This is a genomic window from Cedecea sp. FDAARGOS_727 (genome assembly GCF_012273235.1).
GTDB classification, from domain to species: domain Bacteria; phylum Pseudomonadota; class Gammaproteobacteria; order Enterobacterales; family Enterobacteriaceae; genus Cedecea; species Cedecea davisae.
Genome location: NZ_CP050966.1, coordinates 1,555,618 through 1,576,930, shown reverse-complemented (window position 1 = coordinate 1,576,930; position 21,313 = coordinate 1,555,618). Strand labels below are relative to the sequence as shown.

The 21,313-nt window shown below is 54.7% G+C and carries 11 protein-coding genes, 2 rRNA genes and 1 riboswitch; of the genes, 10 read left to right on the top strand and 3 right to left on the bottom strand.

Features of this window, described 5'->3' with window-relative positions; translation table 11 throughout:
* The first annotated feature begins 118 nt into the window (after positions 1-118).
* The 6 genes from FOC35_RS07580 to aceK all read left to right on the top strand — a co-directional run bounded on the left by FOC35_RS07580 (position 119) and on the right by aceK (position 9,593).
* Positions 119-3,026: ribosomal RNA gene (locus tag FOC35_RS07580) — 23S ribosomal RNA — on the top strand.
* 94 nt (positions 3,027-3,120) lie between these two features.
* Positions 3,121-3,236 (top strand): 5S ribosomal RNA (gene rrf / locus FOC35_RS07575).
* A gap of 449 nt (positions 3,237-3,685) precedes the next feature.
* Positions 3,686-4,615 carry a homoserine O-succinyltransferase gene (gene metA / locus FOC35_RS07570; RefSeq protein WP_016517399.1) on the top strand — a complete coding sequence of 310 codons (930 nt, stop codon included), beginning with the start codon at positions 3,686-3,688 and terminating at the stop codon, positions 4,613-4,615.
* A 246-nt stretch (positions 4,616-4,861) separates the two neighbouring features.
* The gene (gene aceB / locus FOC35_RS07565) at positions 4,862-6,460 is read left to right on the top strand and encodes a malate synthase A (RefSeq protein WP_172568593.1); all 1,599 of its coding nucleotides are present in this window, start codon (positions 4,862-4,864) and stop codon (positions 6,458-6,460) included.
* Between the two features lie 30 nt (positions 6,461-6,490).
* Positions 6,491-7,798 (top strand): isocitrate lyase, encoded by a 1,308-nt coding sequence (gene aceA, locus FOC35_RS07560; RefSeq protein WP_016517402.1) that lies wholly within the window; start codon positions 6,491-6,493, stop codon positions 7,796-7,798.
* A gap of 52 nt (positions 7,799-7,850) precedes the next feature.
* Entirely contained in the window at positions 7,851-9,593 is a 1,743-nt protein-coding gene (gene aceK / locus FOC35_RS07555; RefSeq protein WP_172568592.1) for a bifunctional isocitrate dehydrogenase kinase/phosphatase, read from the top strand.
* Here the strand turns inward: aceK and iclR are convergent.
* Positions 9,590-10,423: a glyoxylate bypass operon transcriptional repressor IclR gene (gene iclR, locus FOC35_RS07550; protein WP_172568591.1), complete on the bottom strand. Its 834-nt coding sequence runs from the start codon at positions 10,421-10,423 to the stop codon at positions 9,590-9,592. The genes aceK and iclR overlap by 4 nt on opposite strands.
* A gap of 193 nt (positions 10,424-10,616) precedes the next feature.
* Between iclR and metH the strand changes: the two genes are divergently transcribed.
* From metH to rluF, 3 genes are all read left to right on the top strand, one after another.
* Positions 10,617-14,300 (top strand): methionine synthase, encoded by a 3,684-nt coding sequence (gene metH / locus FOC35_RS07545; RefSeq protein WP_172568590.1) that lies wholly within the window; start codon positions 10,617-10,619, stop codon positions 14,298-14,300.
* Positions 14,301-14,442: 142 nt separating this feature from the next.
* The gene (locus tag FOC35_RS07540) at positions 14,443-16,074 is read left to right on the top strand and encodes a Na/Pi cotransporter family protein (RefSeq protein ID WP_016517406.1); all 1,632 of its coding nucleotides are present in this window, start codon (positions 14,443-14,445) and stop codon (positions 16,072-16,074) included.
* A gap of 125 nt (positions 16,075-16,199) precedes the next feature.
* On the top strand, positions 16,200-17,081 hold the full coding sequence (gene rluF, locus FOC35_RS07535) for a 23S rRNA pseudouridine(2604) synthase RluF (RefSeq protein WP_172568589.1): 882 nt from the start codon (positions 16,200-16,202) through the stop codon (positions 17,079-17,081).
* Between the two features lies 1 nt (position 17,082).
* Here rluF and FOC35_RS07530 read toward each other — a convergent pair whose 3' ends face one another.
* Together FOC35_RS07530 and lysC are read right to left on the bottom strand one after the other, a co-directional pair.
* On the bottom strand, positions 17,083-17,355 hold the full coding sequence (locus tag FOC35_RS07530; protein ID WP_016517408.1) for a DUF3811 domain-containing protein: 273 nt from the start codon (positions 17,353-17,355) through the stop codon (positions 17,083-17,085).
* A 109-nt stretch (positions 17,356-17,464) separates the two neighbouring features.
* Positions 17,465-18,814, bottom strand: coding sequence for a lysine-sensitive aspartokinase 3 (gene lysC, locus FOC35_RS07525; RefSeq protein WP_016517409.1), 1,350 nt, complete (start codon positions 18,812-18,814; stop codon positions 17,465-17,467).
* 103 nt (positions 18,815-18,917) lie between these two features.
* A riboswitch (Lysine riboswitch) is annotated at positions 18,918-19,137 on the bottom strand.
* Positions 19,138-19,377: 240 nt separating this feature from the next.
* Here lysC and pgi point away from each other — a divergent pair.
* A complete protein-coding gene (gene pgi / locus FOC35_RS07520) occupies positions 19,378-21,027 on the top strand; it encodes a glucose-6-phosphate isomerase (RefSeq protein ID WP_172568588.1) in 1,650 nt (549 codons plus the stop codon).
* The last annotated feature ends 286 nt before the right edge of the window (positions 21,028-21,313 follow it).

Here is a 21,313-nt window from a genome sequence, read left to right as displayed (position 1 = left end):
AACAAGCTGAAAATTGAAACGACACACTGTTTCTGTTCTCCGTAATAAGAACAGAATAGAAGTGTGTTCGAGTCTCTCAAATTTTCATAATTCGAAGCGAAACATCTTCGGGTTGTGAGGTTAAGCGACTAAGCGTACACGGTGGATGCCCTGGCAGTCAGAGGCGATGAAGGACGTGCTAATCTGCGATAAGCGTCGGTAAGGTGATATGAACCGTTATAGCCGGCGATTTCCGAATGGGGAAACCCAGTGTGTTTCGACACACTATCGTTAAGTGAATACATAGCTTAACGAAGCGAACCGGGGGAACTGAAACATCTAAGTACCCCGAGGAAAAGAAATCAACCGAGATTCCCCCAGTAGCGGCGAGCGAACGGGGAGCAGCCCAGAACCTGAATCAGTTTGTGTGTTAGTGGAAGCGTCTGGAAAGTCGCAGGGTACAGGGTGATACTCCCGTACACTAAAATGCACATACTGTGAGTTCGAAGAGTAGGGCGGGACACGTGGTATCCTGTCTGAATATGGGGGGACCATCCTCCAAGGCTAAATACTCCTGACTGACCGATAGTGAACCAGTACCGTGAGGGAAAGGCGAAAAGAACCCCGGCGAGGGGAGTGAAACAGAACCTGAAACCGTGTACGTACAAGCAGTGGGAGCCTCATTTATGGGGTGACTGCGTACCTTTTGTATAATGGGTCAGCGACTTATATTCTGTAGCAAGGTTAACCGTATAGGGGAGCCGCAGGGAAACCGAGTCTTAACTGGGCGTTAAGTTGCAGGGTATAGACCCGAAACCCGGTGATCTAGCCATGGGCAGGTTGAAGGTTGGGTAACACTAACTGGAGGACCGAACCGACTAATGTTGAAAAATTAGCGGATGACTTGTGGCTGGGGGTGAAAGGCCAATCAAACCGGGAGATAGCTGGTTCTCCCCGAAAGCTATTTAGGTAGCGCCTCGTGAACTCATCTTCGGGGGTAGAGCACTGTTTCGGCTAGGGGGCCATCCCGGCTTACCAACCCGATGCAAACTACGAATACCGAAGAATGTTATCACGGGAGACACACGGCGGGTGCTAACGTCCGTCGTGAAGAGGGAAACAACCCAGACCGCCAGCTAAGGTCCCAAAGTCATGGTTAAGTGGGAAACGATGTGGGAAGGCACAGACAGCCAGGATGTTGGCTTAGAAGCAGCCATCATTTAAAGAAAGCGTAATAGCTCACTGGTCGAGTCGGCCTGCGCGGAAGATGTAACGGGGCTAAACCATGCACCGAAGCTGCGGCAGCGACGCTTATGTGTTGTTGGGTAGGGGAGCGTTCTGTAAGCCGTTGAAGGTGGACTGTGAGGTCTGCTGGAGGTATCAGAAGTGCGAATGCTGACATAAGTAACGATAAAGCGGGTGAAAAGCCCGCTCGCCGGAAGACCAAGGGTTCCTGTCCAACGTTAATCGGGGCAGGGTGAGTCGACCCCTAAGGCGAGGCCGAAAGGCGTAGTCGATGGGAAACAGGTTAATATTCCTGTACTTGGTGTTACTGCGAAGGGGGGACGGAGAAGGCTATGTTAGCCGGGCGACGGTTGTCCCGGTTTAAGCATGTAGGCGGGAAGTTTAGGTAAATCCGGACTTCTGTTAACGCTGAGGTGTGATGACGAGGCACTACGGTGCTGAAGTAACAAATGCCCTGCTTCCAGGAAAAGCCTCTAAGCATCAGGTAACATTAAATCGTACCCCAAACCGACACAGGTGGTCAGGTAGAGAATACCAAGGCGCTTGAGAGAACTCGGGTGAAGGAACTAGGCAAAATGGTGCCGTAACTTCGGGAGAAGGCACGCTGTCGGTAGGTGAAACCCCTCGCGGGTGGAGCTGAAGGCAGTCGAAGATACCAGCTGGCTGCAACTGTTTATTAAAAACACAGCACTGTGCAAACACGAAAGTGGACGTATACGGTGTGACGCCTGCCCGGTGCCGGAAGGTTAATTGATGGGGTTATCCGCAAGGAGAAGCTCTTGATCGAAGCCCCGGTAAACGGCGGCCGTAACTATAACGGTCCTAAGGTAGCGAAATTCCTTGTCGGGTAAGTTCCGACCTGCACGAATGGCGTAATGATGGCCAGGCTGTCTCCACCCGAGACTCAGTGAAATTGAAATCGCTGTGAAGATGCAGTGTACCCGCGGCAAGACGGAAAGACCCCGTGAACCTTTACTATAGCTTGACACTGAACATTGAGCCTTGATGTGTAGGATAGGTGGGAGGCTTTGAAGCGTGGACGCCAGTCTGCGTGGAGCCAACCTTGAAATACCACCCTTTAATGTTTGATGTTCTAACGTAGACCCGTGATCCGGGTTGCGGACAGTGTCTGGTGGGTAGTTTGACTGGGGCGGTCTCCTCCTAAAGCGTAACGGAGGAGCACGAAGGTTAGCTAATCACGGTCGGACATCGTGAGGTTAGTGCAAAGGCATAAGCTAGCTTGACTGCGAGAGTGACGGCTCGAGCAGGTGCGAAAGCAGGTCTTAGTGATCCGGTGGTTCTGAATGGAAGGGCCATCGCTCAACGGATAAAAGGTACTCCGGGGATAACAGGCTGATACCGCCCAAGAGTTCATATCGACGGCGGTGTTTGGCACCTCGATGTCGGCTCATCACATCCTGGGGCTGAAGTAGGTCCCAAGGGTATGGCTGTTCGCCATTTAAAGTGGTACGCGAGCTGGGTTTAGAACGTCGTGAGACAGTTCGGTCCCTATCTGCCGTGGGCGCTGGAGAATTGAGGGGGGCTGCTCCTAGTACGAGAGGACCGGAGTGGACGCATCACTGGTGTTCGGGTTGTCATGCCAATGGCATTGCCCGGTAGCTAAATGCGGAAGAGATAAGCGCTGAAAGCATCTAAGCGCGAAACTTGCCCCGAGATGAATTCTCCCTGGGTCCTTGAGACCCCTGAAGGGACGTTGAAGACTACGACGTTGATAGGCTGGGTGTGTAAGCGTAGCGATACGTTGAGCTAACCAGTACTAATGACCCGTGAGGCTTAACCTTACAACACCAAAGGTGTTTTGCGAGACAAATCGATTTTCAGCGAAGTTCAGGATTGAACTGATGGTCACGAGATGACGGTCAGTAACAGAATTTGCCTGGCGGCCGTAGCGCGGTGGTCCCACCTGACCCCATGCCGAACTCAGAAGTGAAACGCCGTAGCGCCGATGGTAGTGTGGGGTCTCCCCATGCGAGAGTAGGGAACTGCCAGGCATCAAATAAAACATCAAGGCCACCCTTACGGGTGGCCTTTTTGTTTTTATCAGAACCATGGAAATTTTCTACACGAGCATGGCCATGCGACAAACGTGTCGGGAACACGTTTGAACGCCGCGAGCGACGGCCCCGGAGGGGCGAGTATCAGGATGATACGAGTAGTGTGGGAACTGCCAGGCATCAAATAAAACAAAAGACCTCAGCCTGACGGCTGGGGTTTTTTGCTTTCTGCTATCTTAAAAAGCATCAAAAAAACGGCCTTCCAAAACAATCAAATCTACTGCCTTTAAGCCAGAAAACCAGCATAACCCTCTGTTTATCATTGCCGTCTCTAAATGAAACATTTTCACCTTTTCGCTTCCGGCTCGACATTATTCACTAATTTCGGTATCTTCAGCTGTCTGGATGTCTAAACGTTTAAACGTATGCTTTGAGGATATAAGGTTATGCCGATTCGGGTGCAGGACGAGCTACCAGCCGTCAATTTCCTGCGTGAGGAAAACGTCTTTGTGATGACATCTTCGCGCGCCAGCAATCAGGAAATCCGTCCGCTAAAGGTGCTGATCCTGAATCTGATGCCAAAGAAGATTGAGACGGAAAATCAGTTCCTGCGTTTGCTCTCCAACTCGCCGCTGCAGGTGGACGTTCAGTTGCTGCGTATCGACAGTCGTGAATCGCGGAATACGCCCAGCGAACATCTCAATAACTTCTACTGTAATTTTGAAGATATCCAGCACGATAACTATGACGGCCTGATAGTCACCGGCGCGCCGCTTGGGCTGGTCGAATTTAACGATGTTGCCTACTGGCCGCAGATCCAGCAGGTGCTGGAATGGGCAAAAGATCACGTCACCTCAACGCTATTTGTCTGTTGGGCCGTACAGGCCGCTCTGAATATTTTGTATGGCATTCCGAAGCAGACCCGCAATGAAAAACTCTCCGGCGTTTATGAGCATCACATTACACATCCCCACGCTCTGCTGACTCGCGGATTCGACGATTCATTCCTGGCGCCTCATTCCCGCTATGCCGACTTCCCGGCCCAGCTGATCCGTGACTATACCGATCTGGAGATTCTGGCCGAAACGGAACAGGGTGACGCTTACCTGTTTGGCAGTAAGGACAAGCGCATCGCGTTTGTGACCGGCCACCCGGAATACGATGCTCTGACACTCTCCGGCGAATACTTCCGGGACATTGAAGCCGGGCTTGAGACTGAAGTGCCTTATAACTACTTCCCGGACAACGATCCGGGTAAAACACCCCACGCCACCTGGCGCAGCCACGGTAATTTGCTGTTCACAAACTGGCTAAACTACTACGTCTACCAGATCACACCGTTCGATCTGCGCCATATGAATCCTACGCTGGATTAAGCGTTTCAGCGTCCCACCACAAGCGCCTTCGGGCGCTTTTTTTATGCTCTGAAAACCACTTCCCTCTACGATAAAACTTTAATCATATAAATATCAATATGATAAATGATTTTTAATTAGAAAATGGAAATTGTTTTTGATTTTAAAAAATCATGAAGTAGTCTTAATTCTGTTGCATGAAAACTGCACAGCCGTGCCTGATCCACTTTTGGCCGTATCGACGGGATAAGACGAAGGAGTAACCGAATGACACAACAGACAGTTAGCGAAGAGTTGGCCTTTAGCCAGCCGTTTGGCGAGCAAGAGAGACAAATCCTGACGCCGGAAGCCGTAGAATTCATCGGCGAACTGGTGGCTCGCTTCACCCCGCAGCGTAACAAGCTGCTGGCGTCTCGGATTGCTGAACAGCAGGCTATTGATGCCGGTAAACTCCCTGACTTCAATTCGGAAACTGCTTCCATTCGTAATGGTGACTGGACAATTCGTGGCATCCCGCAGGACTTACTCGACCGCCGTGTGGAAATCACCGGGCCGGTTGAGCGCAAAATGGTAATCAACGCCCTGAACGCTAACGTGAAAGTGTTTATGGCCGACTTTGAAGATTCTCTTGCGCCGAGCTGGAGCAAAGTGATCGACGGCCAAATCAACCTGCGCGATGCGGTTAATGGCACCATTAGCTGGACCAACGAAGCCGGTAAAATCTACCAGTTAAAGCCCGATCCTGCGGTGCTGGTTTGCCGTGTTCGCGGTCTGCATCTACCTGAAAAACATGTGACCTGGCGCGGGGAAGCTATCCCGGGAAGTCTGTTCGACTTCGGGCTTTATTTCTTCCATAACGTTGATGCGCTGCTGGCCAAGGGCAGCGGCCCATACTTCTACCTGCCAAAAACGCAGTCCTGGCAGGAAGCCGCCTGGTGGAGTGAGGTGTTCAGCTTTACGGAGGATCATTTCTCCCTGCCTCGCGGCACGATTAAAGCTACGCTGCTTATCGAAACGCTGCCGGCGGTATTCCAGATGGACGAGATCCTCCACGCTCTGAAAGATCACATCGTTGGCCTGAACTGCGGCCGCTGGGATTACATCTTCAGCTATATCAAAACGTTGAAGAATCACCCGGATCGTGTCCTGCCCGACCGTCAATCGGTCACGATGGATAAGCCGTTCCTCAACGCCTACTCGCGCCTGTTAATTAGAATCTGTCATCGCCGGGGCGCTTTTGCCATGGGCGGCATGGCGGCATTTATTCCCAGCAAAGACAGCGCCCGCAATGAGTGGGTACTGAACAAGGTTAAAGCGGATAAAGAAATGGAGGCCAGCAATGGCCACGACGGCACCTGGATTGCTCACCCGGGCCTTGCTGACACGGTAATGGAAGTGTTTGGCAAGAAACTGGGTTCAGGCCATAACCAGCTGGATGTTAAGCGCCGCGAAGACGCGCCGATTACCGCGGCTCAGCTGCTTGAGCCTTGCCCCGGAGAGCGCACCGAAGAAGGGATGCGCGCCAATATTCGCGTTGCCGTTCAGTACATCGAAGCGTGGATCTCCGGCAACGGCTGCGTGCCTATCTACGGCTTGATGGAAGATGCCGCGACCGCTGAAATTTCCCGTACTTCAATCTGGCAGTGGATACATCACCAAAAGACGCTGAGTAACGGCCAGACCGTGACCAAAGCGCTGTTCCGCCAGATGCTTGCCGAAGAGATGTTGGTGATTCAGGAAGAGCTGGGCGACCAGCGTTTTAGCCAGGGACGCTTCGACGAAGCTGCGCGGCTGATGGAACAAATTACCACCTCAGAAGAATTAATCGACTTCCTGACGCTGCCGGGCTACCGCCTGCTTGCCTGAACCTAACCCTACAAATATGGAGCATCTGAAATGAAAACCTCACGTAGCCAACAGATTCAACAATTACAGCAAGAATGGACGCAGCCTCGTTGGGAAGGTATTCAGCGTACCTATAGCGCCGAAGACGTGGTGAAACTGCGCGGCTCGCTGAACCCGGAATGCACGCTGGCGCAGCACGGAGCGGCTAAGCTCTGGCGCCTGCTGCACGGGGAGTCGAAAAAAGGTTACGTCAACAGCCTCGGGGCATTAACCGGTGGCCAGGCTTTACAGCAGGCAAAAGCGGGTATTGAGGCTATCTATCTTTCCGGCTGGCAGGTCGCGGCGGACGCAAACCTCGCCTCCAGCATGTACCCGGATCAATCGCTCTACCCGGCGAACTCGGTTCCGTCCGTGGTCGATCGGATCAACAACAGCTTCCAGCGTGCGGATCAGATCCAGTGGGCTTCAAACATCGAGCCGGGCGATCCGCGCCATGTCGACTACTTCCTGCCGATCGTTGCCGATGCGGAAGCTGGTTTCGGCGGCGTACTTAATGCTTTCGAGCTGATGAAATCGATGATTCAGGCCGGTGCTGCCGGGGTTCACTTTGAAGACCAGCTGGCCTCGGTGAAGAAATGCGGGCATATGGGTGGCAAAGTGCTGGTACCGACCCAGGAAGCCATTCAGAAGCTGATTGCCGCTCGTCTGGCGGCTGACGTAATGGGCGTTCCGACGCTGCTGATTGCCCGTACCGACGCCGATGCGGCCGACCTGATCACTTCCGACTGCGATGAATACGACCGCGAATTTGTGACCGGCGAGCGTACTCAGGAAGGCTTCTATCGCACCCGCGCCGGTATTGAGCAGGCTATCAGCCGCGGCCTGGCCTACGCGCCTTATGCCGACCTCGTCTGGTGTGAAACCTCTAAACCGGATCTGGATCAGGCTAAGCGCTTTGCGGATGCTATTCATGCTCGCTTCCCGGGCAAACTGCTGGCCTACAACTGTTCGCCGTCGTTTAACTGGAAGAAAAACCTTGATGACAAAACCATCGCGGCCTTCCAGCAGGAACTGTCGAATATGGGCTACAAATACCAGTTCATTACCCTGGCCGGTATCCATAGCATGTGGTTCAACATGTTCGACCTGGCCCATGCCTACGCTCAGGGCGAGGGGATGAGGCACTACGTCGAGAAAGTGCAGCAGCCAGAATTTGCCGCGGCTTCTGAAGGCTACACCTTCGTTTCCCATCAGCAGGAAGTTGGCACCGGCTACTTTGACCGGGTGACCACCATCATCCAGGGCGGCGCTTCCTCTGTCACCGCGCTCACCGGCTCCACTGAAGAAGAGCAGTTCTGATCCTAAAATCCCTCTCTCTACGGGGAGAGGGAGCAATCTGGCGGAGAAGCCTATGACGCGCGGCCTGGAACTTCTGATTGCCCACACCATCCTGCAGGGGTTCGACGCGCAATATGGTCGATTCCTTGAAGTGACCGCCGGCGCTCAGCAGCGCTTTGAGCAGGCCGACTGGCACGCCGTCCAGCAGGCGATGAAAAGCCGTATCAATCTTTATGACCATCACGTTGGCCTGGTGGTGGAGCAACTTCGCTGCATCACCGGCGGGCAGAACACCGACGTGGCCTTTTTGCTGCGTGTGAAAGAGCAGTACACCGGACTATTGCCGGATTATCCGCGTTTTGAAATTGCCGAGAGTTTCTTCAACTCTGTCTATTGTCGGCTGTTCGACCACCGCTCGCTTACTCCCGAGCGGCTTTTTATTTTTAGCTCGCAGGCAGGAAAGCAGCTCCGGCCGCTGCCTCGTCCGCTGGCGAAAATCTTCTTCCCTGAGCAGGGATGGAACAAATTGCTGACAACCCTGCTTGCCGACCTCCCGCTGCGCCTTCCGTGGCAGGACCTGGCTCGTGACGTTAGTTATATTACTGCCCATCTTACTGAAACCGTTGATGCCCAGGCGATGAGTCATGCGTCTCTGGAAGTGGCTAATGAACTGTTTTATCGCAATAAGGCGGCGTGGTTGGTCGGCAAACTGGTGCTGCCGGAGGGCAAAATCCCTTTCTTATTGCCCATCCACCGTACCGACGACGGACAGCTGATGGTCGATACCTGCCTGACCAGTTCCGCGGAGGCGAGTATCGTCTTCGGCTTCGCTCGTTCGTATTTTATGGTGTACGCCCCATTCCCTGCCGCACTGGTGGAGTGGCTGCGCGAGCTGCTGCCGGGTAAAACCACCGCCGAGCTGTATATGGCGATTGGCTGCCAGAAGCACGGGAAAACGGAAAGCTACCGCGAATACCTGACTTATATTACGGGGACGGACGAGCAGTTTATCGAGGCGCCGGGCATTCGCGGCATGGTGATGCTGGTGTTCACCCTGCCGGGCTTTGACCGCGTTTTTAAGGTGATTAAAGATAAATTTGCGCCGCAGAAGGAGGTCAGCGCTGAGAGAGTGCGGGCCTGCTATCAGCTGGTTAAAGAGCACGATCGCGTCGGGCGCATGGCGGACACCCAGGAGTTTGAAAACTTTGTGCTGGATAAACGTCAGATAGGCCCCGAGCTAATGGCCCTGCTACGCCAGGAAGTGCCGGAGAAACTCACTGATTTGGGTGAACGCATCGCCATCAGCCATCTCTACATTGAGAGGCGTATGGTGCCGCTTAACCTGTGGCTGGAGCAGGTTGAAGGCCAGCAGCTGCGTGATGCGGTAGAAGAGTACGGCAATGCCATTCGCCAGCTCGCGGCGGCTAATATCTTTCCGGGCGATATGCTGTTTAAGAACTTTGGCGTTACGCGCCACGGGCGGGTGGTGTTCTACGACTACGATGAGATTTGTTATATGGCGGAGGTGAATTTTCGCGATATCCCGCCGCCGCGCTACCCGGAAGACGAGCTTTCGGCTGAGCCGTGGTACAGCATCTCACCGGGCGACGTTTTCCCCGAAGAGTTTCGCCACTATCTCTGCGCTGACCCGCGCATTCGGCCGCTATTTGATGAAATGCACGGCGACCTTTTCCGCGCTGAGTTCTGGCGTGCCCTGCAAACCCGCATTCGTAATGGCCACGTCGAAGATGTCTTTGCCTATCGCCGCCGCCAGCGTTTCAGCCTGCGATTTGGCGAGGTAAAACGGGCGAGTTAGCGCCCGCCGCCGTAAGCCTGAGTAATTTCTTTCGCCGCCTTAATCACCAGCGCGCCCAGTTCCGTAACCCGGTCGTCGGTCACGCGGGAAATCGGGCCGGAAATAGAAATAGCGGCAAACGCTTCTCGATGCTCATCATAAATACATGAGGCCACGCAGCGCAGGCCCAGGGCGTGTTCTTCATCATCAAACGAATAGCCGCGCTTACGCGTCTGGGCTAAATCTTCTTTCAGATGCAGGGGCGATGTGAGGGTGGCTGGGGTGTAGCTGTGCAGCCCTTTGCGGTGCAGCAGCCCGGCAACTTCATCGTCGCTAAGGTGCGCCAGAAACGCTTTCCCGGCTCCGGAAGCATGCATCGGCAGCTTGCCGCCAATGGGAGCCGACATGCGCATCAATTGGGTACACTGAACCTGGTCGATAATAATCGCCTGATGGTCGCTGCTATCGAGCACGGCAAGGTTAACCGTTTCGCCGGAATCTTCCATCAGCTTGCGCAGGATCGGGTGAACAATCGCCAGCAGATTACGGCTTTGCAGGAAGCTGCTGCCAACCACAAAAGCGTGGGCGCCAATCGTCCAGTGGCCAAGGTCGCCAATCTGGCGAACGAAGCCCAGCTGCTGCATGGTGGTCAGCAGGCGGTGCGTGGTGGAGTTCGGTAAACCAGCCTGCTGAGCCAGCTCGGTGAGCGCCACGCTGCCGTGAGACTCGGCAATCCATTCCAGCAGTTTTAGCCCGCGGGTGAGGGATTGAACCTGCCCGGTAGCCGGTGGGGCCGCAGCGGCGGCGGCACGCGGTTTTTTACCTCGTTTAACGGGAACGGTGGCAACCATAGCGGACTCCTTTTTCGTATCGTGGAAATCATTTTCGTTTTATTTGGCGATTTTGCAACCGCTAAGCAGACTGATCGGAGGAGTGATGCTGAACATCTCTCATGTTACCGACTAGCGACTTTTCCGCCCCTGCAGTTTGTGCAAGTATGGGTCTGCAGGTCTGTCTGGCCCGGGAAAACAGGTGGGAGTGAGAGTGAGCAACAACGTAGAACGGCTTCATCAGCAATTAAGCGAACGCATTCTGGTACTGGACGGCGGCATGGGCACTATGATCCAGAGCTATCGTCTTGATGAAAGTGATTTCAGAGGAGAGCGCTTTGCCGACTGGCCGTGCGACCTGAAAGGCAACAACGACCTGCTGGTGCTAAGCAAGCCCGAGGTTATCGCCGCGATCCACTACGCCTACTTCGAGGCCGGGGCGGATATCGTTGAAACCAACACCTTCAACTCCACCACCATCGCCATGGCCGACTACCAGATGGAATCCCTGTCGGCAGAAATTAACTACGAAGCGGCGAAGTTGGCACGAGCCTGCGCCGATGAATGGACGGCGAGAACACCGGAAAAACCGCGCTATGTTGCCGGGGTGCTTGGCCCCACAAACCGTACCGCATCAATTTCTCCTAACGTTAACGATCCCGCATTCCGTAACATCACTTTCGATCAACTGGTAGAAGCTTACCGCGAATCCACCCGAGCGCTGGTGGAAGGCGGGGCTGACCTGATTATGATCGAAACGGTGTTCGACACCCTGAACGCAAAAGCGGCGATATTCGCCGTTAAAACAGAATTTGAAGCGCTTGGCGTCGAGTTACCCATCATGATTTCCGGCACCATTACCGATGCTTCAGGCCGTACGCTTTCCGGGCAGACGACCGAGGCATTCTACAACTCGCTGCGCCATGCGGATGCGCTCAGCTTTGGCCTTAACTGTGCTTTGGGGCCGGACGAGCTGCGCCAGTACGTTGCCGAGCTGTCACGCATTGCCGAATGCTACGTTACCGCACACCCTAACGCCGGGCTGCCAAATGCCTTCGGCGAGTACGATCTCGACGCTGACGTAATGGCCCTGCAGATTGGCGAATGGGCGCAGGCGGGTTTCCTGAATATCGTCGGCGGCTGCTGCGGCACTACGCCAGCGCACATTGCCGCGATGAGCAAAGCGGTGGAAGGCATTGCCCCACGCAAGCTTCCCGAGCTGCCGGTTGCCTGCCGTCTTGCCGGGCTGGAGCCGCTCAATATCGGCGCGGAGAGCCTGTTTGTGAACGTCGGGGAGCGTACCAACGTGACCGGCTCTGCAAAATTTAAGCGGCTGATTAAAGAAGAAAAATATAACGAAGCGCTGGACGTGGCGCTGCAACAGGTCGCCAGCGGGGCACAAATCATCGACATCAACATGGATGAAGGAATGCTCGACGCCGAAGCGGCGATGGTGCGTTTCCTGAATCTGATTGCCGGTGAGCCGGACATTGCCCGGGTGCCGATTATGATCGACTCCTCAAAATGGGAGGTCATCGAAAAAGGGCTCAAATGCATCCAGGGCAAAGGCATCGTCAACTCTATTTCCATGAAAGAAGGGATTGAGCCGTTTATCCACCATGCCAGGCTGGTACGCCGTTACGGCGCGGCCATGGTCGTCATGGCGTTTGATGAAGTCGGCCAGGCGGATACCCGCGAGCGCAAAATTGATATTTGCCGCCGTGCCTACAAGATCCTTACCGAAGAGGTTGGTTTCCCGCCTGAAGATATTATTTTTGACCCAAATATCTTCGCCGTGGCGACCGGCATCGAAGAACACAACAACTACGCTCAGGACTTTATCGGCGCCTGCGAAGACATTAAGCGTGAGCTGCCGCATGCGATGATTTCCGGCGGCGTTTCCAACGTTTCCTTCTCGTTCCGCGGCAATGAGCCGGTGCGTGAAGCCATCCACGCGGTCTTCCTCTACTACGCTATCCGCAACGGTATGGATATGGGGATTGTTAACGCCGGGCAGCTGGCGATTTACGACGATCTGCCTGCCGAGCTGCGGGACGCGGTGGAGGACGTTGTTCTCAACCGTCGCGACGACAGTACCGAGCGACTGCTGGATCTGGCCGAGAAATATCGCGGCAGCAAAAGCGATGAAGCCGCCAACGCGCAGCAGGCTGAATGGCGCAGCTGGGACGTTGTTAAGCGCCTGGAGTATTCGCTGGTGAAAGGTATCACCGAATTTATCGAAGCGGACACAGAAGAAGCGCGCCAGCAGTCCACGCGCCCGATAGAGGTTATCGAAGGCCCGCTGATGGCGGGAATGAACGTGGTTGGCGACTTGTTCGGCGAAGGGAAAATGTTCCTGCCGCAGGTGGTGAAGTCGGCCCGCGTGATGAAGCAGGCGGTGGCTTATCTGGAGCCTTACATTGAAGCCAGCAAGGAAAAAGGCTCGACGAATGGCAAAATCGTGCTTGCCACGGTAAAAGGCGACGTACACGACATCGGGAAAAACATCGTTGGCGTGGTGCTGCAATGTAACAACTACGAAATTATCGACCTCGGCGTGATGGTGCCGGGGGAGAAGATTTTGAAGACCGCCCGTGAAGTCGGCGCGGATATTATCGGCCTCTCCGGGCTGATTACGCCGTCGCTGGACGAGATGGTTAACGTCGCCAAAGAGATGGAGCGTCAGGGCTTTAAGCTGCCGCTGTTGATTGGCGGGGCGACGACTTCCAAAGCCCACACGGCGGTGAAAATCGAGCAAAACTACAGCGGTCCGACGGTGTATGTGCAGAATGCCTCCCGCACCGTCGGCGTGGTCTCCTCCCTGCTTTCAGAAACTCAGCACGATGATTTTGTCGCCCGCACGCGCAAAGAGTATGAGGTCGTGCGTACTCAGCATGCCCGCAAAAAACCGCGCACGCCGCCGGTAACGCTCCAGGCCGCGCGTGAGAACGACCTCGCCTTCGACTGGGATAGCTACACTCCGCCGGTTGCCCATCGCCTGGGCGTGCAGGAAGTCACCGCCAGTATCGAAACGCTGCGTAACTACATCGACTGGACGCCGTTCTTTATGACCTGGTCTCTGGCCGGTAAATATCCGCGCATCCTGGAAGATGAAGTGGTGGGGGAAGAGGCGAAGCGGCTGTTTAAAGACGCCAACGAAATGCTCGACATGCTTCATAACACTAAGGCGATGACGCCGCGTGGCGTAGTGGGCCTGTTCCCGGCAAACCGGGTGGGCGATGACGTGGAAGTTTACGCCGACGAGACGCGCACCCAGGTGAAGGCCGTGAGCCGTCATCTGCGCCAGCAAACTGAAAAAACCGGTTTTCCAAATTACTGCATCGCCGACTTCGTTGCGCCTAAACATAGCGGCAAAGCGGACTACATCGGCGCGTTTGCGGTTACCGGCGGCATCGAGGAAGACGCGCTGGCGGAGGCTTATGATGCCCAACATGATGATTACAACAAAATCATGGTGAAAGCGGTGGCGGACCGCCTGGCTGAAGCATTTGCAGAATATCTTCACGAGCGCGTGCGTAAGGTTTACTGGGGCTATGCGGCAACGGAGAATCTCAGCAACGAGGAGCTTATTCGCGAAAATTACCAGGGCATTCGCCCCGCGCCCGGCTATCCGGCCTGCCCCGAACATACCGAGAAAGCGGCTATCTGGGCGCTGCTCGACGTGGAAAACGTTATCGGCATGAAGCTGACCGAGTCCTACGCCATGTGGCCAGGCGCGTCGGTTTCCGGCTGGTACTTCAGCCACCCTGATAGCAAATACTTCGCCGTGGCGCAGATCCAGCGTGACCAGGTAGAAGACTATGCGCGGCGCAAAGGGATGCCGGTTAGCGAAGTCGAACGCTGGCTGGCGCCTAACCTGGGCTACGACGCAGACTAGTCGCCAAAAATAACCTTTCCTTACAACTTACAAGGCGCTCTGTGAGCGCCTTGTCTCTTTATTGAAGTTAAACCCTTATACTGAAGGATGGTGGCTATTTTTGCCTCAGGAACCCTAAAAACTATAAGGAGAACAAGAATCCGTGCTGACATTGTTACACCTGCTGTCCGCCGTCTCGCTGCTGGTTTGGGGCACGCATATCGTGCGTACCGGCATCATGCGGGTATACGGTGCCAACCTGCGCAGCGTGCTTAGCCGCAGCGTAGAAAAGAAACCGCTCGCCTTCTGCGCCGGTATCGGCGTTACCGCTCTGGTGCAGAGCAGCAATGCAACCACTATGCTGGTCACGTCCTTCGTGGCTCAGGATCTGGTGGCGCTGACGCCTGCGCTGGTAATTGTGCTGGGGGCCGACGTAGGGACCGCGCTGATGGCGAGGGTCCTGACTTTCGATCTCTCGTGGCTTTCGCCGCTGCTGATATTTATCGGCGTCATTTTCTTCCTCAGCCGCAAGCAAACCCGTGCCGGGCAGCTTGGCCGCGTGGGGATTGGCCTTGGCCTGATCCTGCTGGCGCTGGAGCTGATTGTTTCGGCCGTCACGCCGATGACCCAGGCCAACGGCGTGCAGGTGATTTTCGCCTCTTTGACCGGCGACATCATGCTGGATGCGCTTATCGGCGCTATGTTCGCGATTATCAGTTACTCAAGCCTTGCTGCCGTGCTGTTAACCGCCACGCTGACCTCAACCGGCGTTATCTCGTTTGACGTCGCGCTGTGCCTGGTCATTGGCGCGAACCTCGGCTCCGGCCTGCTGGCGATGATCAATAACAGCGCGGCTAACGCTGCCGCTCGTCGCGTTGCGCTCGGCAGCCTGCTGTTTAAGCTGGTGGGGAGCCTGCTGGTGCTGCCGTTTGTGCACATCCTTGCCCGGCTGATGCACCACCTGCCGCTGCCTGAGTCCGAGCTGGTTATCTACTTCCACGTCTTCTACAACCTGATCCGCTGCCTGGTGATGGTGCCCTTTGCCGAGCCCATGGCGCGTTTCTGCCGCCGGGTTATTAGCGAGGAGCCGGAAGTGGATGCCCGCATGAAGCCGAAGCACCTTGACCCAACCGCGCTGGATACTCCGGCGCTCGGTTTGTCTAACGCCGCGCGCGAAACTCTCCGAATGGGCGACGTGCTGGAGCAGATGCTGGAGACCTGGAGCAAGGTGATGCACGGCGAGCCGCGCCAGGAAAAAGAGCTGCGCAAGCTGGCCGACGACGTAGATGTGCTTTATACCGCCATCAAGCTCTACCTTGCTCAAATGCCGAAGGAAGATTTGGCGGAAATGGAATCGCGCCGCTGGGCGGAAATTATTGAGATGTCGCTTAACCTTGAGCAGGCGGCGGATATCATTGAGCGTATGGGTAGCGAAGTTGCGGATAAATCCCTTGCCGCCCGTCGCGCCTTCTCGCCGGATGGCCTGACCGAGCTGGATAACCTGCTCCAGCAGTTGATCAGCAACCTGCAGCTTAGCCTGTCGGTATTTTTCTCAAGCGACCTGGGCAGCGCCCGCCGCCTGCGCCGCAACAAGCATCGCTTCCGCATTATGAACCGCCGCTTCTCCCACGCGCACGTTGACCGCCTGCATCAGCAAAACGTGCAGAGCATCGAAACCAGCTCGCTGCACCTTGGGCTACTGGGCGATATGAAACGCCTGAACTCCTTGTTCTGTTCGGTGGCCTATAGCGTGCTGGACCAGCCGGACGACGACGATGAGCGGGACGAGTATTGATTAAGCCGCGCCTTCATGACGAAGGCGCTTAAAGCGCATGCCGGGCTAAGATCGCGGGGCAATCACAGAAAGGCTGTTCGCAACGCCCTGCGGGTAAGGTATAGTCCTGGGTTTTCGGAGGAGCCATGCTGACTAATTCATCTATTCGTCTTAACAAATACATCAGCGAGAGCGGTATCTGCTCGCGCCGTGACGCCGATCGCTACATCGAACAGGGCAACGTTTTTATCAACGGCAAACGCGCCAAAGTGGGCGATCAGGTTTTTTCCGGCGATAGCGTGAAGGTGAATGGTCAGTTAATCGAGCCTCGCGACGAAGAAGACCTGGTGCTGATTGCGCTGAATAAGCCGGTGGGCATCGTGAGTACCACCGAAGACGGTGAGAAAGACAACATCGTGGATTACGTGAACCACAGCAAGCGCGTGTTTCCAATTGGCCGTCTCGACAAAGATTCCCAGGGGCTGATTTTCCTCACTAATCACGGCGACCTGGTAAACAAGATCCTGCGCGCCGGTAATGACCACGAAAAAGAGTACGTGGTAACGGTGAATAAGCCTGTGACCGACGAGTTTATTCGCGGCATGGGCGCGGGCGTGCCGATCCTCGGCACCGTGACCAAAAAATGCAAAGTGAAAAAAGAAGCGCCGTTTGCGTTTCGCATCACGCTGGTTCAGGGATTAAACCGCCAGATCCGCCGCATGTGCGAACATTTTGGTTATGAAGTGACGAAGCTTGAGCGCACGCGCATCATGAACGTCAGTCTTTCCGGGATACCGCTGGGTGAATGGCGTGACCTGACCGATGATGAACTGATTGAGCTGTTTAAGCTGATTGAGAATTCTTCTTCTGAAGCCAAACCGGCTCAAAAAAAGGCGAAACCAAAAGCTACCACGGCCGCGGTGAAAAAGCCGCAGGTCAGCGGGCCGAAAAGCTCAGCCAAAACGCCTGCTGAGCTTGCTTCCCGTAAACGCTTTGCCGCCCCGGGCCGTAAGAAAAAAGGCCGTTAAACTAGCGCTTACCGCGCGTGTGGGTGTTGGCCGACCATGAAAAGGTCGCCGAAGTATCCGGCTTTAAGGCATTTTTCTTCTTCAGCTGGCGAGCTTTTTTAGCCGCCAGCTCTCGTTCCGCCATCAGTTTGTCGATGTACTCTTTTTTTACCTGATTGGTTTCTGAGTTGGTCAACGTACGACCGTGTGCAATGCGGGCGCGATCCAGCAGCGTCTTTAATTCTCGCTGCTCGCTTTCCGTCATGTCCTGCTGTGTCAGTCTGGCTGTGGCCATCGTTGAAACCTCCTGGGAAAGGACTTTCAGTGTAAAGCAAACCTTCTGATTTACTGAAACAAAAAAGCCCGCATTGGCGGGCTTTTATCGGAATCTCTGGCGCGGTGGATTATTCAAACAGGTTGTGATGAAGCTTTTTCACCACCTGTTCTGCGTCATCGCCCGGCACCAGGAAGCAGAGGTTATAGCTGGAAGCTCCGTAGCAAATCATGCGGATATTGAACGGGTCGAGCACGCCAAACACCTCTTTACCCACGCCGCAGGCCTGGGACAGCTTGTTGCCGATGATGGCGACCAGAGCTAGATTCTCTTCCACTTCTACGCGGCACAGCGATGAAAGCTCGGTCAGCAGGGCGCTGGTCAGCAGGCTGTCGCCGGTTGAGGTGGAGCCGGTGGTATCCAGCGTCAGGGCGATGCTCACTTCTGAAGTGGTTATCAGGTCTACCGAAATATTATGGCGCGCCAGAATACTGAACACTTCAGCCAGGAAGCCCTGGGAGTGCAGCATGGTCAGGCTGTGCAGGGTTAACAGCGTTTGTTTGCGGCGTAATGCCAGGGCGCGGAACAGCGGTGGATTTTCGGTTTTTTTGCACACCAGCGTGCCGCCGGCCGCCGGGTCTTTGCTGGAACCAACAAACACCGGAATATCACAGCGCACGGCGGGCAGCAATGTAGCTGGGTGCAGCACCTTCGCGCCAAAGGTTGCCATCTCGGCGGCCTCTTCAAACGCAATGCGGTCGATTCGTTTTGCCGCCGGAACAACGCGCGGGTCGGTAGTGTAAATCCCCGGAACGTCGGTCCAGATATCTACGCGAGCGGCATGCAGCGCTTCGCCAAGCAGGGCGGCGGTATAGTCGCTGCCGCCGCGGCCAAGCGTGGTGGTACGGCCTTTTTCTTCGCTGCCGATAAAGCCCTGAGTAATTACCAGTGCGTCGTTAAGGCGCGGGAGCAACTGTTGTCCGGCTAATTCAGCCAGGGCCGCAATATCAGGCTCGGCACGGCCAAAGCGGTCGCTGGTGCGCATGATTTTACGGATGTCGAACCACTGGGCCTCAACGCTGCGCTCGCGCAGGATCTCAACAAATAGCAGGGTAGACATCAGTTCGCCGTGGCTAACCAGCTCGTCGGTCAGCGCGGTGGAGGTGGCAAGGGATGCGGCTTCCGCGAGCGTGGTGATGTTCTCAAGCAGGCGCTCAATCTCTTCACGAATAACGTGCGGGTTAGCCAGACGCTCGACGATGTCGTACTGAATTTTACGGATAGCATCGAGCTTGACGAAGCGTTCGGTAGCCTCAAGTCCCTCAGCAAGAGCGACCAGCAGGTTGGTCACGCCAGCGGAAGCGGAAAGCACCACTACGCGGACGTTATTATCGGCAAGCACAACGTCGGCACTGCGGTTCATCGCGTCGAAGTCGGCAACGCTGGTACCGCCAAATTTGGCTACTACGGTTTGGGACATAACTACCTCGTGTCAGGGGCCATTCAACTGGCAATAAAATATTCAGCCTTGGCACAAGGGAAGAGCGATAAACGGGTGGGCGCAGAGCAGGAGAACTACGAGATCACCCAGAAGTGCTCCACCTTGTCTATCCGGCTGACTGCGCCGAATATGAAACGATCGACTGCGAACGTTCCTGGTGACAACCCAGAGGATTCAGCCCCTGCAGCCGACAATAAGCGTGACCAGACGCTCCATCATCTCGGCGTTGCTCCCCCTCACGTATCTTCACAGTACTGGTTCCTCGGATACGATTATCTGGGCAACGCGCCTCTTCTGGCCTGCGCATGCGCAGGTAGCGCCTAATAAATAAAGCTTCGGCGATGGCATGTCAATGTCGGGGTTATGCGGATTTTTCATGTTCAATCGATAACCAGGAATTTAACTTATAACAGGCGCTTTTTTGGCGCTTTTTAGAGGGTTACGGTAAAGCGCCGGTTAATGGCATAAAAACCATCACAATTTTCGCCTGCAGGCGCTACAATCGACCGAAGTCACAATTCTCAAATCAGAAGAGTATTGCTATGAAAAACATCAACCCGAAGCAGACCTCTGCCTGGCAGGCGCTCCAGAAACACTACGATGAGATGAAAGACGTTACTCTCTCCGAGCTTTTCGCGAAAGATAACGACCGCTTCACCAAATTCTCCGCCACCTTCGATGATTTAATGCTGGTGGACTTCTCCAAAAACCGCATCACGACCGAAACCCTCGAAAAACTGCAGGCTCTTGCAAAAGAGACCGACCTGCAAAGCGCCATCAAATCCATGTTCGCCGGTGAAAAAATCAACCGCACCGAAGACCGTGCGGTGCTGCACGTTGCCCTGCGTAACCGCAGCAATACGCCGATTGTGGTAGACGGCAAAGACGTGATGCCGGAAGTGAACGCGGTGCTGGAGAAGATGAAAGCCTTCTCTGAAAGCATTATCAGCGGCAGCTGGAAAGGTTACACCGGCAAAGCAATTACCGACGTAGTTAACATCGGTATCGGCGGCTCCGACCTCGGCCCATTCATGGTGACCGAAGCGCTGCGTCCGTACAAAAACCACCTCAATATGCACTTTGTTTCCAACGTCGATGGCACCCACATCGCCGAAGTGCTGAAAAAGATTAACCCGGAAACAACGCTGTTCCTGGTGGCTTCAAAAACCTTTACCACTCAAGAAACCATGACCAACGCCCACAGCGCGCGTGACTGGTTCCTGCGTGCCGCCGGTGATGAAAAACACGTAGCGAAACACTTCGCCGCGCTGTCTACCAACGGTAAAGCCGTAGGCGAGTTCGGTATCGACACTGCCAACATGTTCGAGTTCTGGGACTGGGTGGGCGGTCGTTATTCCCTGTGGTCCGCGATTGGCCTGTCCATCATCCTGTCCGTTGGCTTCGACAACTTTGTTGAACTTCTTTCCGGCGCGCATGCCATGGACAAACACTTCAGCACCACGCCAGCCGAGCAGAACCTGCCGGTGCTGCTGGCGCTGATTGGTATCTGGTACAACAATTTCTTCGGCGCCGAAACTGAAGCGATTCTGCCGTACGACCAATACATGCACCGCTTTGCTGCTTATTTCCAGCAGGGCAACATGGAGTCTAACGGCAAGTACGTTGACCGTAATGGCAACGCGGTAGACTACCAGACTGGCCCAATCATCTGGGGCGAGCCGGGCACTAACGGCCAGCACGCGTTCTATCAGCTGATTCACCAGGGCACCAAAATGGTTCCTTGCGACTTTATCGCACCGGCCATTAGCCACAACGCGCTGTCCGACCATCATCCTAAGCTGCTGTCTAACTTCTTCGCGCAGACCGAAGCGCTGGCGTTCGGCAAATCTCGCGAAGTGGTTGAGCAGGAATATCGCGACCAGGGTAAAGATCCTGCAACCCTGGATCATGTTGTGCCGTTCAAGGTGTTTGAAGGCAACCGACCAACCAACTCCATTCTGCTGCGTGAAATCACTCCGTTCAGCCTTGGCGCGCTGATCGCGCTGTATGAGCACAAGATCTTCACCCAGGGCGCAATCCTGAACATCTTCACCTTTGACCAGTGGGGCGTAGAGCTTGGCAAGCAGCTGGCTAACCGCATCCTGCCGGAACTGGGCGACGATAAGCAAATCGAGAGCCACGACAGCTCTACCAACGGCCTGATTAACCGCTATAAGTCCTGGCGTGATTAATTAAGACCTGAGTGTGAAATATGCCAGCCTCGTGCTGGCATATTTTTTATAAGAGTTATCCCCTTGCCGTCATAATTTATGATTTTTCCAGCCTGAGGTTAATCCTAAAATTAGATTGTCATCAATAAACACAGGTATTAAATTTAAGAGTAATTGGAATTATACTTCTTTGTAAAATAATCGTAATGCTATGTTTTATATTGTCTTATTTTTAATTAAATAACTCTTCATTTTTGTTTTTTACTCTTTTTCTTAAAGTTCACTCCTTATTTCCCGCAAGCCGGAT